Source organism: Streptomyces sp. SID8374 (assembly GCF_009865135.1).
GTDB lineage: Bacteria > Actinomycetota > Actinomycetes > Streptomycetales > Streptomycetaceae > Streptomyces.
This window is the reverse complement of the sequence record NZ_WWGH01000001.1, coordinates 2,784,524-2,798,344: the sequence shown is the minus strand read 5'-3', so window position 1 is coordinate 2,798,344 and position 13,821 is coordinate 2,784,524. Positions and strand designations below refer to the sequence as shown.

Below are 13,821 nucleotides of genomic sequence, written 5' to 3'. Positions count from 1 at the left end.
ATGGGATACGCCCATGAATACGCCGCCGCGATCATGCACCGCGGCCGGGTCCCGATGGACCCCGCGGATTATGTACCGAACTGGCAGGACGGGCCCCGCAAGGCCAAGTTCTACCCGGGCGCCGACAGCTTCCCGCTGCCCGACGCCCCGTACCCCGCCGACGCCACCCTCGACCGGGGCCTGTGCCCCGAAGAGGCTCCGGACGACGGCGAGTTCGACCTCGCCACCCTCTCCGGCATGCTCCGGGACTCCTACGGGCTGACCGGCCGCCGCCTGGGCGTCCAGGCCAACACCGACCTGAGCGCCCTGCCCTTCTACCCGCTGGCCAACTGGTCGCGCGGCTCGGCCTCCGGGGGCGGGCTCTACCCGGTCGGCGTGCACTGGATCTCCGGGCCGAGCGGCCCCGTACCGCCGGGCGTGCACTACTACTCCACCCGCCACCACGCCATGCAGCGGCTGCTCACCGGCGATGTGTCCGGCCAGGTGCGGGCCGCGCTCGGGGAGGGCGCGCCGGGGCCCGCGACCGATCAGTACCTGGTGCTCTCCATCAAGTTCTGGCAGAACTCCTTCAAGTACAACAGCTTCTCCTTCCACGCCGTCTCCATGGACCTCGGCGCCTGCGTCCAGACCTGGCGGATGTGGGCGGCGGCCCGGGGGCTGGCGGTCGAACCGGCGCTCTGGTTCGACGAGGAGCGGCTCGCGGCCCTGCTCGGGGCCGACCCGAAGGAGGAGGGGATCTTCGCGGTCGTACCGCTGAAGTGGGCGGGTTACGAGGCGGGTTCGGACGCGACGACCACCCCTGCCGCCGTACGCAGCAAGGACGTTGAACTCTCCGTACGCCGGAAGGATGCTGAGCTCTCCGTGCGCCGCAAGGACGTTGAGCGATCCCGTACCGTCCTCACCTTCGACGCGCTGCTCCGCATGCAGGCGGCCACCTCCGCCGACGCCACCGCCCGGCCCGCCCCCGGGGCCCTCGCCCCGGCCGCAGCGCACCCCGTCGACCCGGCGGCGGTGGAGGTCGAACTGCCGCCCGCCCGCCCGCTGGAGACCGACGTACGCACGGCCCTCCGCGACCGCCGCTCCAGCTTCGGCCGCTTCGAGGCCCAGCAGCCGGTGACCCGGCCCCAGTTGGCGGCCTGCCTCGCAGCAGCCGTCGCCGGATCGCGGCTCGGCGGGGACACCGGGGATGAGCGGCTGGCGAAGCTGTACGTGTTCGCCAGCCATGTGGAGGGGGTGGAGCCGGGGGCGTACGCGTACGACCCCGAGCGGCGGAGCCTGCGGCGGGTGAAGGAGGGGCGGCCGGGGGAGTTCCTTCAGCGGAACTACTTCCTGGCCAACTACAACCTGGAGCAGGCCGGGGCCGTCCTCGTCCCGACCGTCCGGACCACCGCCGTCCTGGACGCCGTCGGCGACCGGGGATACCGCCTGGTCAACGCCACGATCGGGGCCGTCGCCCAGTCCGTCTACACCGCCGCCTCCGCCGTGGACCTGGGCTGCGGAGTGGCCCTCGGCTTCGACAACATCTCCTACATCGAGGAGCTGGGCCTCGAAGGGACGGGCGAGGCGCCGCTGCTGATCATGATGATCGGCAACGAACGGCCCGCCCCGGCCGACTTCCGCTACGAGATCGCCTGAGCGGGGGAGTGCCGACGATGAGCCAGCACATCAACCGTTCGGAGATACGGCCCGCGTTCATGGCCCGGGTCGCCGGGCTGCCGGTCGAGAGCGTGCAGGGGCTGCGCTGCCCGGAGAGCCGCCGTTGGGCGGACGAAGTCCTCGACGAGTCAGCGCAGTTGATGCTCCTCGCGGAGAAGGCCGGGGACCAGCTCCACGACCTGATCGGCGGCAGCGAGGACGAACCGCTGCGCCGGGCCCTGCTGAAACTGCGCCGGGACATCTTCAACAACCGTCTGCCCGGGGTGGATTCGGCCGACCTCGCCCTCTCCCGGGTACGGGAACTGGACCCGGCCGCCGCCGCCACCCTCGCCGACTGGCTGGCCGGCCGCCGCACGCTGGACGCGCGACGCGCGGCGGGGGCCGCTCTCCTTGCCGCCGAGACCGGGCGCAGCCGCGAGGCCCTGCGCGGACTCGCCGGTCATGAACGCCTGCGCCGGGCGCTGCTGCTCGCCTCACCGGCCCTGGACGCCCAACTCGACGCGTACCGGCACCAGGCCGGGACGCCAGGTGCTCGCCCCGACAAGAAGCAGCGCAAGATCGAACGCTCGCTGCTGTCGTACGTCTACCGGACGGCCTGCAAGACGAGCCCCTTCTCCACCTTCACGGGCGTCGCCCTCGGCTCGCTCACCGGCTCCGACGGGCTGCGGCTGCGCGTCGACGAGGAGTGGCGGACGCAGGCCCGGCTCAACGTCGTCGCGCTCGGTCGCCTCGCCGACGCCGTGATCGCCGATCCGGCCCGCCGCGCCGACCTCCCGGTCGCCCCCGCCTCCGGGTGGGGCCGCGACGACGACCGGGTGCGATACGTACGGCGCTGGGTCACGGCGGGCGACGACGACACGGCCGTCACGTTCGACGCGGTGAAGGACCGGCTGTTCTTCCTGCGGCGCAGCGGCACCCTGGACCGGCTGCTCGGCCTCTTCGAGGAGCGGGGCGGGGACGGGCTGCGGTACGGGGAGCTGGTGGAGTGGCTGGCCCGGGACCAGGGGGCCGCGCGCGAGGAGTGCGAGCAGTACCTCGGGGCGCTGCTGGACGTCGGCATGGTCCAGGTGCCGTGCCTGCGGACGGAGGTGCACGACACGGACCCGCTGCGGGCGTTCCAGGGTGCGCTGCGCGGCCTGGCGAGCCCCTGGGCCGACCGGCTGGCGGACCGGCTGGAGGAGCCCGCCCGCTGCGTCGACCGGTTCGCGGACGCCTCGCCGGACGAGCGGCGCGTGCTGCTGGACGCGTTGCGGGCGGGGCTGCGGGCGGTCCAGGAGGAGGAGCTGGGGGCGGAGCGGGCGAAGGTGCCGCAGACGCTGCTGTACGAGGACGCGGCGGCGGGCGGGGGTGTGGAGTCCGGCAGCGTGGAGCTGGACCCCGACGCCTGGCAGGCGCTGGCCGCCGGGCCGCTGGCGGCCGTGGAGCGGGTGCTGCCCGCCTTCGACCTCACGCTCCCGCAGCGGATCACCTTCGCGGGCTTCTTCCTCGCGCGGTACGGGCGCGGGGGCCGGTGCGACGACCTCCTGAAGCTGGTCCACGACTTCCACGAGGACTTCTTCGACCAGTACATGACGTTCACCGCCACCCGCACCGCGTACGACGCCGACGGCACCTACGTACCCGAGGTCAACTGGCTCGGCCTGGACCGCCTCCGCGCCCTCGACACCGCCCGCCGCACCTTCACCGCCCGCATGGCCGCACTGTGGGAGGCGGCGGGGCCCGAGGCGGCCGAGGTGCGGGTGGACGATGCGTTCCTGGCGGAGGTGGCCGGTGAACTGGCCGGTCTGGCACCGGACTTCGCGCCCATGAGCCACCACCTCCAGATCGCCGACCGCCCCGGCGACCCGCTCGTCGTCCTCAACCGGTCCTACGGCGGCATCTCGTTCCCCTTCAGCCGGTTCACCCAGCTCTTCGACGGGCTGGACGAACACCTCTTCGCGGACGCGGAGACGGTCGTGCCCGAGGGGGCGGTGCTGGCCGAGGTCACCGGCGGCCCGGTCACCAGCAACCTCAACCTGCACGGCCGGCTGACCCCGTACGAGATTGTCTGCCCGGGTGAACGCGGCACGCTTGACGAGCAGTTCAGGATCTCGCTGGACGACCTCTACCTCGTCCACGACCCGGAGGCCGACCGGCTGGTCCTGCGCTCGGCCCGCCTGGACCGCGAGGTGATCCCCGTCTACCTCGGCTACCTCGTCCCCCTCGCCCTCCCCGAGCTGCCCCGCACCCTGCTCCTCCTCTCCCCGACCTCCATGGCCCCGCTCAACGTGTGGGCCGGGGTCCCGGAGGGCGCGCCGGACGAGGGCGGGGTCACCACCCGGCCCCGGGTGCGGCACGGTTCGCTCGTCCTCAGCCGGCGCAGCTGGAGCGCCCCGGCCGCCGCCCTGCCCCTGCACAAGGCCGGGGCCCCGGAGGACGGCTGGTTCCTGGACTGGCATGCGTTCCGGCGTACGCACGGGCTGCCGGACCGGGTCTTCGCGACCGTGTCCGACTCCGGGGCCCGGGGTGCGACCGGGGCCAAGCCGCAGTACCTGGACTTCGACAGCGCGCTCTCCCTGTCGGCCTTCGAGGCCCTGATCAAGACGCCGGAGGCGCGGGTGGTGTTCCGGGAGGCGCTGCCGGACGAGGACGCGCTGCACACCGTCTCCGGCCAGGGCCGCCATGTCGCCGAACTGGCCGTGGAGACGGCCGTACCCGTCCGCAGGAGGACCCCATGACCCCGCTCGTGACAGGAACGACCACCGGCGCCTGGCAGGCCACCCATGTCTTCTACGCCGCCAACCCCCGCCCCCTCCTCCTGCACTGCGTCCGCCCGCTGGTCGCCGAGCTGGAGGCGGACGGGCTGCTCGCCGGGTACTTCTTCATCAACTACTGGCTGGAGGGCCCCCACGTGCGCCTCCGCCTCAAGCCGTCCACGCCCGCCGCCGAACCCGAGGTGGCCCGCCGCACCGAACAGGCCGTGGACGCGTTCCTCGCGGAGCGGCCCGCGCTGTACGAGGTCGACTCCGGGTTCCTCAACGACTTCTACAACACCCTCTTCGAGATCGAGTTCCCCGGCAGCGAGCGCGGCCACTACATGGACGAGCAGGGGCGGATGAACCTGCGCCCCAACAACTCGCGCCATCGGGAGGCGTACGAGCCGGAGTTCGGGAAGTACGGCGGCCCGGCGGGCATAGAGCTGGCCGAGTGGCACTTCCGGCACTCCAGCGATCTGGTCATCGACGCGCTCGCCACCAAGAACCTCCACCTGCGCACGGTCCTGCTCGGCACCTCGGCCCAGCTGATGATGGTGATGTCGTCCACCTTCCTGCCGGAGCGGGCGGAGCTGACCGAATACCTGGACAGCTACTACGAGTTCTGGCACCGCGCCTTCCCCGGCACCGGCTTCATCGGTACGGACGAGTACGACCGGAACTACGCCCGTACGGCGGACGGGCTGCGGGACCGGTTCGCCCGCATCCGGGCCGCCACGGTCCCGCCCGGGAGCCCGCGTTCGCTGCCCGGGTCGCTGGCCGGGTGGGCCGAGCACTGTGCCGAACTCCGGGACCGGGCACGGCAGCTGGCCGTCGACGGGGACCTGGTCTTCCGGTCCTGGGACGGTGAGCGGGACGAGCAGGTCACCGACCCGGCGGTGGCGCTGCCGCTGCTGCTCTCCCCGTACATGCATATGACCAACAACCGGCTGCATGTCACCATCCGGGACGAGGCGTATCTCAGCCATGTTCTGGGCCGGGTCCTCAAGGAGTCCGCCGAAGGGCCCGCAGGGGAGTCCGTATGAGTGCGCCCGGGGCTTCCAGGGCGCTCGCCGCCTATCGGCCCGAGCTGCGGCCCCGCGTCCTGCTCAGCGACCCGCTGCTGGACGGGGCCGCGACCGTCCACCTCATCAAGGACACCGGGAGCGGCAACTCCTTCAAGGTCGGCGCCAAGGAGCACTTCCTCATCGCCCGGATGGACGGCGAGCGGAGCCTCGCGGAGATCGGTGAGGAGTACGCGGGGGAGTACGGGCGGCGGCTGGGCGACGCCCACTGGCAGCAGATCCTCACCATGCTCGGGACCAAGGGGCTGCTGGCCGGAACACCCGCGCCGGAGGCCCCTGTTGTCGCGGCCGAGCCCCGCACCCTCCTGCGCGGCACCCTCCCCCTGGTGGCCGACGCCGACGCCACCACGGCCCGCCTCCACCGGGTCTCCGGCTTCCTGCTCACGCCGTGGGCGATGGTGCCGCTGCTGGTGCTGATCGTGGCGATGGAGGCGGTCGTCGTCACCCGGTCCGGTGAACTTCTCCTTGCCGTAAGGGAATTGTTCACGAACCCCGTCCTGCTGACCGGCACGGCGATCCTGCTCTGGCTGAGCACCGCCCTCCACGAGCTGGCCCACGGCGTGGTGGCCCGGCACTACGGCGGGCAGGTCGCGGAGATCGGGCTGCGGTGGCGGCTGCCCGTCGTCATCATGTACTGCACCGTCGACAACTACCTCTACCTGGGCCGCCGTCGGCACCGCATCGCCACCGCCGTCGCGGGCGCGGTGATGAACCTCCTCTTCCTGCTGCCCTTCTGCGCGCTGTGGCTCTTCGCCCCGCTGGACGACGCCACGCACGAGGCGCTCTCCGCGCTGCTGCTCCTCGGCAGCGTCCAGGCGTTCGCGATGCTCGTGCCGCTGCCGCCGCTGGACGGGTACAGGATCGCGAGCCAGCTCGCCGGGGCCACCGGCCTCGCCGCCTCCGCGGGCGGCTACCTGCGGCTCGCGCTGCGCCGCTCCCCGGAGGCGGCCGCGTACCCGCGCCGCGCCCGAATCGCCTACCCGGCCTATGCGTTGGGCACGGTGCTTGTTCTCGCCGCTCTGGTCGCGGCGGTCGCCGCGGGCGCCCATCATCTGCTGACGGCCTGATGCACCCGCTGACGGCCTGATTACCCGCTGATGGCCCGAGGCATCTGCTGACGGCCTGATGTTCCATCTCAAGGAGAGTTCCATGACGTCCACCGCCCCCCGCACCCCGCACGACCCCCCGGCGGAACCGGCAGCCCAGCCCGCCGCCGTGACCCTGGCCGACGTCCACAAGGCTTACGGCGCCACCCGGGCCGTCGACGGGGTCTCGCTGACCGTCGGGCGCGGGGAGTTCTTCGGGCTGCTCGGGCCCAACGGGGCGGGCAAGACCACGCTCGTCGAGATCATGGAGGGGCAGCGGCGCGCCGACTCCGGGACGGTGACGGTCCTGGGGGAGAGCCCCTGGCCGCGCAACACCGCCCTGCTGCCCCGGCTCGGCGTGCAGACCCAGAGCTCCGCGTTCTTCGTCCGGCTGACCGCCCGCGAACACCTGGTCACCATGGCCGCCCTCTACCGGTGCGACGCGGCCGCCGCCGAACGGGCCCTGGCCTCCGTCGGCCTCACCGAGCAGGGCGACACCCGGGTGGACGACCTCTCCGGCGGCCAGCGGCAGCGGCTCGCCATCGCCTCCGCCCTGGTCCACGACCCCGAGCTGATCTTCCTGGACGAGCCGACCGCCGCCCTCGACCCGCAGGCCCGCCGCTCCCTGTGGCAGGTGCTCCGGGACCTCAAGGGCGCGGGCCGCACCATCGTCTACACCACGCACCACCTGGACGAGGCCGAGGCGCTCTGCGACCGGGTCGCGATCATGGTCGAGGGCAAGGTCGCCGCCCTGGACAGCCCCGGCCGGCTCATCGCCGCCTCCAGCCCCACCACCCGGCTCCTGGTCCCGGCCGACCGCCTCACCGCTGACCGGGCCCGCGCCATCCCGGGCGTGGACCGGGTCACCGAGGAGGGCGGCTCCATCGTGCTGGAGACCCTCACCTCGGGCCAGGTCCTGGCCGCCGTCGACGAGATCGCGGGGCTCCAGGGCGTACAGACGAGGACGGCGAGCCTGGAGGACGTGTACCTGGCGCTGACCGGGACCGGGACCGGAGCCCCACAGCCGTAACTCCGTTGAGAACAAGCCCCCTTGCACTGAACCACCGATACGGAGACACCCCCATGAGCGCCTACACCGCGCTGAGCCAGGCCGGATACCGGGCCTACACCCGCGACCGCACCACCCTCTTCTTCACCTTCGCCTTCCCCTTGATCTTCCTCGTCGTCTTCGGCCTGATCTTCCACGGCCAGACCGTCGAGGAGAGCGGCAAGCCCTACATCAACTACATCGCGCCCGGCGTCCTGTCCTGGGGCGTCGGCAACGCCGCCGTCTTCGGCGTCGGGTTCGTCCTCATGCAGTGGCGGCGCGACGACATCCTCCGGCTGATCCGGATGACGCCCACGCCCGTCTCCGCCGTGCTCGCCTCGCGTTACGTGCTGGCGCTCGCCATCGGAGCCGTACAAGCGGTTCTGTTCGTCGCCGTTGCCCTACTGCCTTCCTTCGGGCTCCAGTTGGACGGCCGCTGGCCGCTCGCGCTGCCGGTGCTGGTGCTCGGGATCACCGCGTTCCTCGCGCTCGGTGTCATCGTCGGCAGCTACGCGAGGACCCCGGAGGCGGTCGCCGCCGTCGCCAACTGCCTGATGATTCCGATGGCGTTCCTCTCCGGTTCGTTCTTCCCGCTGGACGCCATGCCCGGCTGGATGCAGAGCCTCTCCCGCGTCCTGCCGCTGCGCTACCTCAACGACGGGGTCTCCGGCGCGCTGACCGGCGGCGGCTCCCTCCAGGACATCGGCGTCGCCTGCGCGGTGCTCGCCGGATTCGCCCTCGTCCTCGGCGCGGTGGCGCTGAAGACCTTCCGCTGGAGCGACAGGACATGACGACGGCCACCGCATCGACCCCGCTGGACATGGCGCGTTCCCGGCTCCAGGCCGCGCTGTCGGCCCGCCACTCCGGGACGCCGCTTCCCGCCCCGTACGTCGTCCCGCTCGGGGCCGCCGACACGCTCGGCTTCGGCCACCGTGACCCGTACGCCGACACCCGCCCGGCCGCCAATGTCCAGCTCACCTCCCGGGCCGTGCTGATCGGCCCCTGGGGCGGCGGGCCGACCGACGGAGCCTGCGGGCAGTGCCTCGCGATGCGGTGGCAGCGGCTGCGCAGCCGGTCCGAGCGGGAGGCGCTGGAGCTGGGTTACGAGCCGCAGGGGGCGGTGCGGTGGCCGGTGCTCACCGAGTACGTGGTGGACGCGGTCTGGGCGACGTACCAGGCCGTTATCCGGGGAAGGCCCACCGACCCGGGCGCCACGCCCGCGAGGCCCGACGCCACTCCTGCGGGCTCCGGTCCTACCGCCGAGGGCTCCGCCCCCACCCCCGCCGACCGCGCGCTCCCCCAGGTCACCCGCATCGACCTGGCCACCCTCGCCACGGCCACCTTCCCCCTGCTCCCCGAACCCCTCTGCCCCGCCTGTGTCACCGAGGTCCCCGACACGGCGGAGGCCGCCCGGATGGAGCTGGGGCCCACCCCCAAACCGGACCCCGAGGGCTACCGCCTCCGCACCCTCGACTCCTACCCCCTGCCGACCGCCGCCCTCGCCAACCCCGTGTGCGGGGCGCTCGGTTCGGACACCTGGATCAACCCCGCCTCCACCACCACCGCGCCCGTCGCCGGGACCCACTTCGTACGCGGCTACGCCGGTCTCAACGACGTCACCTGGAGCGGCCAGGCCAACCGGTACGCCACCAGCCGCACCCTCGCCTATCTGGAGGGCCTGGAGCGGTACGCGGGCACCCACCGCCGGCGCGGCACCTCCCCGGTCGTCGAGAGCTACCGCAACCTGGCCGGGCAGGGCCAGGCCGCTCTGAACCCCGCCGACTGCGGCTTCTACGCCCCCGAGACGTACGCCTCCGACCCCCTGGTCAGCCCCTTCGACCCGGACCGCGCGATCCCCTGGGTCTGGGGCCACTCGCTCCGCGACGACCGGCCGGTCCTCGTCCCGGCCCGGCTCGCCCACTACAGCGCCGGGGTCGACGCCGACAACTTCGTCTTCGAGTGCTCCAACGGCTGTGCGACGGGCGGCAGTCCGGAGGAGGCGATCCTCTTCGGCCTCCTCGAACTCGTCGAGAGGGACGCCTTCCTCCTGGCCTGGTACGGCCGCGCCCGCCTCGCCGCCATCGACCTCACCACCGCCACCACCCCCGCCGTCCGCTCCATGCTGGACCGGGCGGCCCTTCACGGCTACGACGTGGACGCCTTCGACACGCGGATGGACTTGGCCGTCCCCGTCGTCACCGCCCTCGCAGTCCGGCGCGACGGCGGCCACGGCATGCTCTCGTTCAGCGCGGCGGCCGGGTTCGACCCGGCTCAGACGGTGGAGGCGGCCCTCTCCGAAGTCCTCACCTACATCCCGCACCTGCCCTACCAGGTGGCCGAGCGCCGCACCGAACTGGAGGCGATGGAGCGGGACTTCACCCAGGTCCTGCACCTCAAGGACCACGCCCAGCTGTACGGGCTGCCGTCGATGGCCCGGTACGCGGCGGAGTACCTGGAGCCGGTCGCCGTCCTCCCGCTGGAGGAGGCGTTCGCGGACTGGGAGCCGCTGCGGCCGCGTACGGGGGACCTGCTGGACGATCTGCGGTGCCTGCGCGACCAGTTGACGGACGCCGGGTACGACGTCATCGCCGTCGACCAGACCACCCCCGAGCAGCACCGGATGGGCCTGCACACCGTCTCCACCACCGTCCCCGGCCTGCTGCCGCTGGACTTCGGCTGGAGCAGGCAGCGGGCCCTGCACATGCCCCGGCTGCGGACCGCGCTCCGGGCGGCCGGGCGGCGGGCGGACGACCTGCCCCAGGCGGAGATCAAGGCCGTCCCGCACCCGTTCCCGTGACCGGCCCCGCGCACCACATACATCAGCCCCCTCCGACCGACGGAGGGGGCTGGCGTACGAGCGGCGGCCTGGGAACGGGTGTCAGGCGCTGCAGGAGGTGGTGCTGGTGGTGCTGGAGCAGGTCGAGGTCGAGGAGGAGGACGTGGAACCGGCGAGGACGACCTCCACCGCGTCGGAGTAGTCCGAGATCTCGAAGGTCTCCGACTCCAGCTCCAGGATCTCGTCGGCGAGGGTGGCGAGCTCGGTCTTGGGGGCCATGGTGTTCTCCCTGGTCTCGTGGGGACCGGCGGCCGGTGGCTCCGGCCCGGTGTCCCCGGTCCTGGATCCATTGGAGGGGCGGCCGCTGTCAGATCGGCCGCGCTTTCGCTGTCACTTCGCTGGCACCCGATGACAGCGGGACGGCAGGGCCTCTGACGGTCGTACGGATCAGGCTCGTCGAGAGGGAAATGGGATGAGGTGCGAAGTGGTCACAGCGGCGGGAACGGCGAAGGACGCGGACGATGCGGGCGGCGTGAACGGCGACGGGAGCGCGGGGGCGGGCGGCGCGCACGAGGCGCACGATGCGGATGGCGGCGCGGGCGGCGAGGGACGTGCGCGGGCGGGCGGCGCGGCCAGCGCGACCCATGCGGGCGGCGCGAACCAGGCGCACGGCGCGGGCGGCGACCGGCGTGCGGACGGCCCGGGCGGCACCTGGCGCGCGCGGGCGGGCGCCGATGCGGCACCGGCAACCGCCCTGCCGCGCCCACTCCTCAGATCCGCCCTCGCGCTCTACCTCGACCTGCACGCCCACCCCGAGCTCTCCGGCCGCGAGCACCGCACCGCGGGCCTCCTCGCCGCCCGGCTGGCCGAACACGGCCTCACGGTCACCCGCGCGGTCGGCGGCGGTCACGGGCTCGTCGGCGTCCTGCGCAACGGTTCCGGCCCCACCGTCCTCCTGCGCACCGAACTCGACGCGCTCCCCGTCACCGAGGCGACCGGTCTGCCGTACGCGAGCGAGGTGCCCGGGACCATGCACGCCTGCGGCCACGACCTGCACATCGCGGCCGTCACCGGGGCGGTGGCCCTCCTCGCCGCCGACCGGGACAGCTGGCGCGGCACCGTACTGGTCGTGGGCCAGCCCGCCGAGGAGACGCTGAGCGGGGCCCGGCCGATGCTGGAGGACGGCCGGCTGTACGAGCGGTTCGGCACCCCGGACGCGGTGCTCGCCCAGCACGCCGCCCCGCTCCCGGCGGGCACCGTCGCCCATGCGCCGGGCGGGGCGCCCCTCATGGCGGGCAGCATCGCGGCCGACGTCACCCTGTACGGCCGGGGCGGTCACGCGGCCACCCCGCACCTCACCGTCGACCCGGTCCTGATGGCCGCCGCCACCGTGCTCGGCCTCCAGTCGGTGGTCGCCAGGGAGACCGCGCCCGCCGAACAGGCCGTGCTCACCGTGGGCTCGCTGCGGGCCGGTGAGCGCGGCAACATCACCCCGGACACCGCCGAACTCTCCTTCACCGCAAGGGCGTTCACCGACTCCGCCCTCGACCGCCTGCTGACCGCAGCCGAACGTGTCGTACGGGCCCAGGCCGCCGCGTCCGGCGCCCCGCGCGAACCGGACCTCACCGTGACGGCCCGCTCGCCCGCCCTGCTCCCCGACCCGGCGCTGACGGCGGCGGTCCGGGGCGCGCACGAGGCGGCACTCGGCCCGGGCCGGGTGCTGGACGCGGCCCCCACGACGGCCACCGAGGACTTCCCGCACTTCGCGGCGGGCGGGGTGCCGACGGCGTACTGGCTGCTCGGTACCACCGGCGTACGTCAGTGGCGTGCGGCCCGGGCCGGGGGCGCCCCCGTGCCCCCGAACCACGCCCCCGGCTTCGCCCCCGACGTGCGGACCGCCCTGCCCGTCGGCGTCACGGCCCTGGCGGCGGCGGCCCGCCGGGTGCTGCACGCGGGACCGGGCGGGGACACCGACCCGGGCGGCGGCGAGGGCGGCGGGGAGGTGGGGTCATGACGCCCGGCCCGTCCGGTGGCGCGGCCGGGGTCGCCGATGTCGTCCTCGTACGCCGCGACCGCGCCGCCCCGACCGGCTGGACCACCGTCGTACGGCTTCTGGGGCTGCTCCCCGGCCACTGGGCCTGCCACCCGGAGGTCGGCCAGGACCGGGTGGTGCTGCGGGTGGAGCTGGCCGGGTCGACCGACGCCCCGGCGGTGCGGCGGGCGGTCTCCTGCGTCCTGGCGGACACGGCGCTGCGGGGGTGGACGGAGGAGGCCTGACCCGGCCCCGTACGCCCGGGTGTCAGATCCAGCCCCGCTCACGGGCGAGCAGCGCGGCCTGGGCGCGGCTGGCGGCGCCGAGGGTCTGCATCAGCTCGGCGACATGGCGGCGGTAGGTCCGTACCGACACGCCCAGCTCCCGGGCCCCCGCCTCGTCCTTGCCGACCGTGCACATCGCCACCAGCACGCGCCGCTCCATGGCGGAGAGGCCGCCGCGGTCCGGGCCGCCCTCGCCGTCGGCGGTGGGCAGCTCCTCGGCCTGGGCCCAGATCTTCTCGAACAGCGCGATGATGTTGGAGACGAGACCGCTGCGGTGGGCGAGCAGGGCGCCCCGGGAGGTGTCGCGGGGGTCCAGCGGTACGAGGGCGGCGCGGCGGTCGTAGACCAGGAGCCGTTCCGTGGTGTCCGCGGTGACCCGGATCGCCGCCCCGTGCTCGGACAGCTCGCGCAGATAGGCGGCGGTCGGCGGGTCCTGCAAGGCGGTGCTGGAGACGACGTTGCGGATCCGGACGCCGCGTCTGAGGCAGCGCAGGTCCAGCGGTCTGGAGCGGGCGATGTTCTCCGGGGAGAGCCGGGTGTACGGCTCCACGGAGAGGATCTCGTCGCGGGCGAAGAAGGCGAGGTCGTCGATCCGGTTGCGGATCTGGGTGAGCCCCTCCAGCTGTTCGATGCCCTGGGGAGGGGGCGTACGGGCCCCCTGCTCCGCGCGTAGACCATCAATGACGTGCCGCGACCGGGTGACGCGCTGCAACTCCTGGTGGAGTGCGTGGAGCCGCAGGTCGACCAGGCGGGAGAGGGCGGTCTCGGGGTCCACGGGCGCTATCCGGCGGCCGTCGTCCTCCACCCGCAGCAGGCCCAGCTCGCGGAGCCGGTCGATCCGGGCGCGGGCCTGCCCGGGCTCGGTGTGGAGCAGGAGGTGGAGGTCGTCGGCGGCGGTGGAGGGGTTGCGCAGGAAGTGGCGGTAGATCTCCTCCTCGGCGTCGGAGACCCCGAAAACCGCCATCTCGTTCTCGCCCACGTACGCCCCCGATACCCGATACCTGGTGTCCGCTTGAGTCCGTGCACCGCGGGGGATCGCCCTGCGGAGCTGGTCGCCGACCGCTGTCGCGGCCGGTGGAACTGGTGGAACCGTGTCTGCGCCGGTGATCCGTCGGAAACCGTT

11 protein-coding genes are annotated in these 13,821 nt (G+C 73.5%); 9 read left to right on the top strand and 2 right to left on the bottom strand.

Annotated elements, in window-relative coordinates; genetic code table 11:
- From GTY67_RS12300 to GTY67_RS12270, 7 genes are all read left to right on the top strand, one after another.
- Positions 1-1,635, top strand: a complete 1,635-nt coding sequence (locus GTY67_RS12300) for a nitroreductase family protein (RefSeq protein ID WP_161278667.1) — start codon at positions 1-3, stop codon at positions 1,633-1,635.
- Between the two features lie 17 nt (positions 1,636-1,652).
- The gene (locus GTY67_RS12295; protein ID WP_161278666.1) at positions 1,653-4,373 is read left to right on the top strand and encodes a lantibiotic dehydratase; all 2,721 of its coding nucleotides are present in this window, start codon (positions 1,653-1,655) and stop codon (positions 4,371-4,373) included.
- On the top strand, positions 4,370-5,434 hold the full coding sequence (locus tag GTY67_RS12290; protein WP_161278665.1) for a lantibiotic dehydratase C-terminal domain-containing protein: 1,065 nt from the start codon (positions 4,370-4,372) through the stop codon (positions 5,432-5,434). Before GTY67_RS12295 ends, GTY67_RS12290 begins: the two co-directional genes overlap by 4 nt.
- Positions 5,431-6,540, top strand: a complete 1,110-nt coding sequence (locus GTY67_RS12285) for a peptidase M50 (protein ID WP_161278664.1) — start codon at positions 5,431-5,433, stop codon at positions 6,538-6,540. Before GTY67_RS12290 ends, GTY67_RS12285 begins: the two co-directional genes overlap by 4 nt.
- A gap of 82 nt (positions 6,541-6,622) precedes the next feature.
- Positions 6,623-7,588, top strand: coding sequence for an ABC transporter ATP-binding protein (locus GTY67_RS12280; RefSeq protein ID WP_202461413.1), 966 nt, complete (start codon positions 6,623-6,625; stop codon positions 7,586-7,588).
- A 53-nt stretch (positions 7,589-7,641) separates the two neighbouring features.
- A complete protein-coding gene (locus GTY67_RS12275) occupies positions 7,642-8,397 on the top strand; it encodes an ABC transporter permease (protein ID WP_093685943.1) in 756 nt (251 codons plus the stop codon).
- Positions 8,394-10,403, top strand: a complete 2,010-nt coding sequence (locus GTY67_RS12270; RefSeq protein WP_161278663.1) for a TOMM precursor leader peptide-binding protein — start codon at positions 8,394-8,396, stop codon at positions 10,401-10,403. Before GTY67_RS12275 ends, GTY67_RS12270 begins: the two co-directional genes overlap by 4 nt.
- A gap of 81 nt (positions 10,404-10,484) precedes the next feature.
- Here GTY67_RS12270 and GTY67_RS12265 read toward each other — a convergent pair whose 3' ends face one another.
- Positions 10,485-10,661 (bottom strand): thiazolylpeptide-type bacteriocin, encoded by a 177-nt coding sequence (locus GTY67_RS12265; RefSeq protein ID WP_018515646.1) that lies wholly within the window; start codon positions 10,659-10,661, stop codon positions 10,485-10,487.
- A 193-nt stretch (positions 10,662-10,854) separates the two neighbouring features.
- On the opposite strand from GTY67_RS12265, the gene GTY67_RS12260 reads away from it, so the two are divergent.
- Positions 10,855-12,396, top strand: a complete 1,542-nt coding sequence (locus GTY67_RS12260) for an amidohydrolase (protein ID WP_237502597.1) — start codon at positions 10,855-10,857, stop codon at positions 12,394-12,396.
- Positions 12,393-12,659, top strand: a complete 267-nt coding sequence (locus tag GTY67_RS12255; RefSeq protein WP_093691957.1) for a hypothetical protein — start codon at positions 12,393-12,395, stop codon at positions 12,657-12,659. Before GTY67_RS12260 ends, GTY67_RS12255 begins: the two co-directional genes overlap by 4 nt.
- Before the next feature lie 22 nt (positions 12,660-12,681).
- On the opposite strand, the gene GTY67_RS12250 is transcribed toward GTY67_RS12255, so the two are convergent.
- Positions 12,682-13,677 (bottom strand): helix-turn-helix transcriptional regulator, encoded by a 996-nt coding sequence (locus tag GTY67_RS12250; RefSeq protein ID WP_093691955.1) that lies wholly within the window; start codon positions 13,675-13,677, stop codon positions 12,682-12,684.
- Positions 13,678-13,821: the final 144 nt, after the last annotated feature.

Excerpts from the sequence above, each read along its gene's own strand:
- GTY67_RS12300 (WP_161278667.1), top strand. The coding sequence starts at position 1 with ATGGGATACGCCCATGAATACGCCGCCGCGATCATGCACCGCGGCCGG.
- GTY67_RS12295 (WP_161278666.1), top strand. The coding sequence starts at position 1,653 with ATGAGCCAGCACATCAACCGTTCGGAGATACGGCCCGCGTTCATGGCC.
- GTY67_RS12290 (WP_161278665.1), top strand. The coding sequence starts at position 4,370 with ATGACCCCGCTCGTGACAGGAACGACCACCGGCGCCTGGCAGGCCACC.
- GTY67_RS12285 (WP_161278664.1), top strand. The coding sequence starts at position 5,431 with ATGAGTGCGCCCGGGGCTTCCAGGGCGCTCGCCGCCTATCGGCCCGAG.
- GTY67_RS12280 (WP_202461413.1), top strand. The coding sequence starts at position 6,623 with ATGACGTCCACCGCCCCCCGCACCCCGCACGACCCCCCGGCGGAACCG.
- GTY67_RS12275 (WP_093685943.1), top strand. The coding sequence starts at position 7,642 with ATGAGCGCCTACACCGCGCTGAGCCAGGCCGGATACCGGGCCTACACC.
- GTY67_RS12270 (WP_161278663.1), top strand. The coding sequence starts at position 8,394 with ATGACGACGGCCACCGCATCGACCCCGCTGGACATGGCGCGTTCCCGG.
- GTY67_RS12265 (WP_018515646.1), bottom strand. The coding sequence starts at position 10,661 with ATGGCCCCCAAGACCGAGCTCGCCACCCTCGCCGACGAGATCCTGGAG.
- GTY67_RS12260 (WP_237502597.1), top strand. The coding sequence starts at position 10,855 with ATGAGGTGCGAAGTGGTCACAGCGGCGGGAACGGCGAAGGACGCGGAC.
- GTY67_RS12255 (WP_093691957.1), top strand. The coding sequence starts at position 12,393 with ATGACGCCCGGCCCGTCCGGTGGCGCGGCCGGGGTCGCCGATGTCGTC.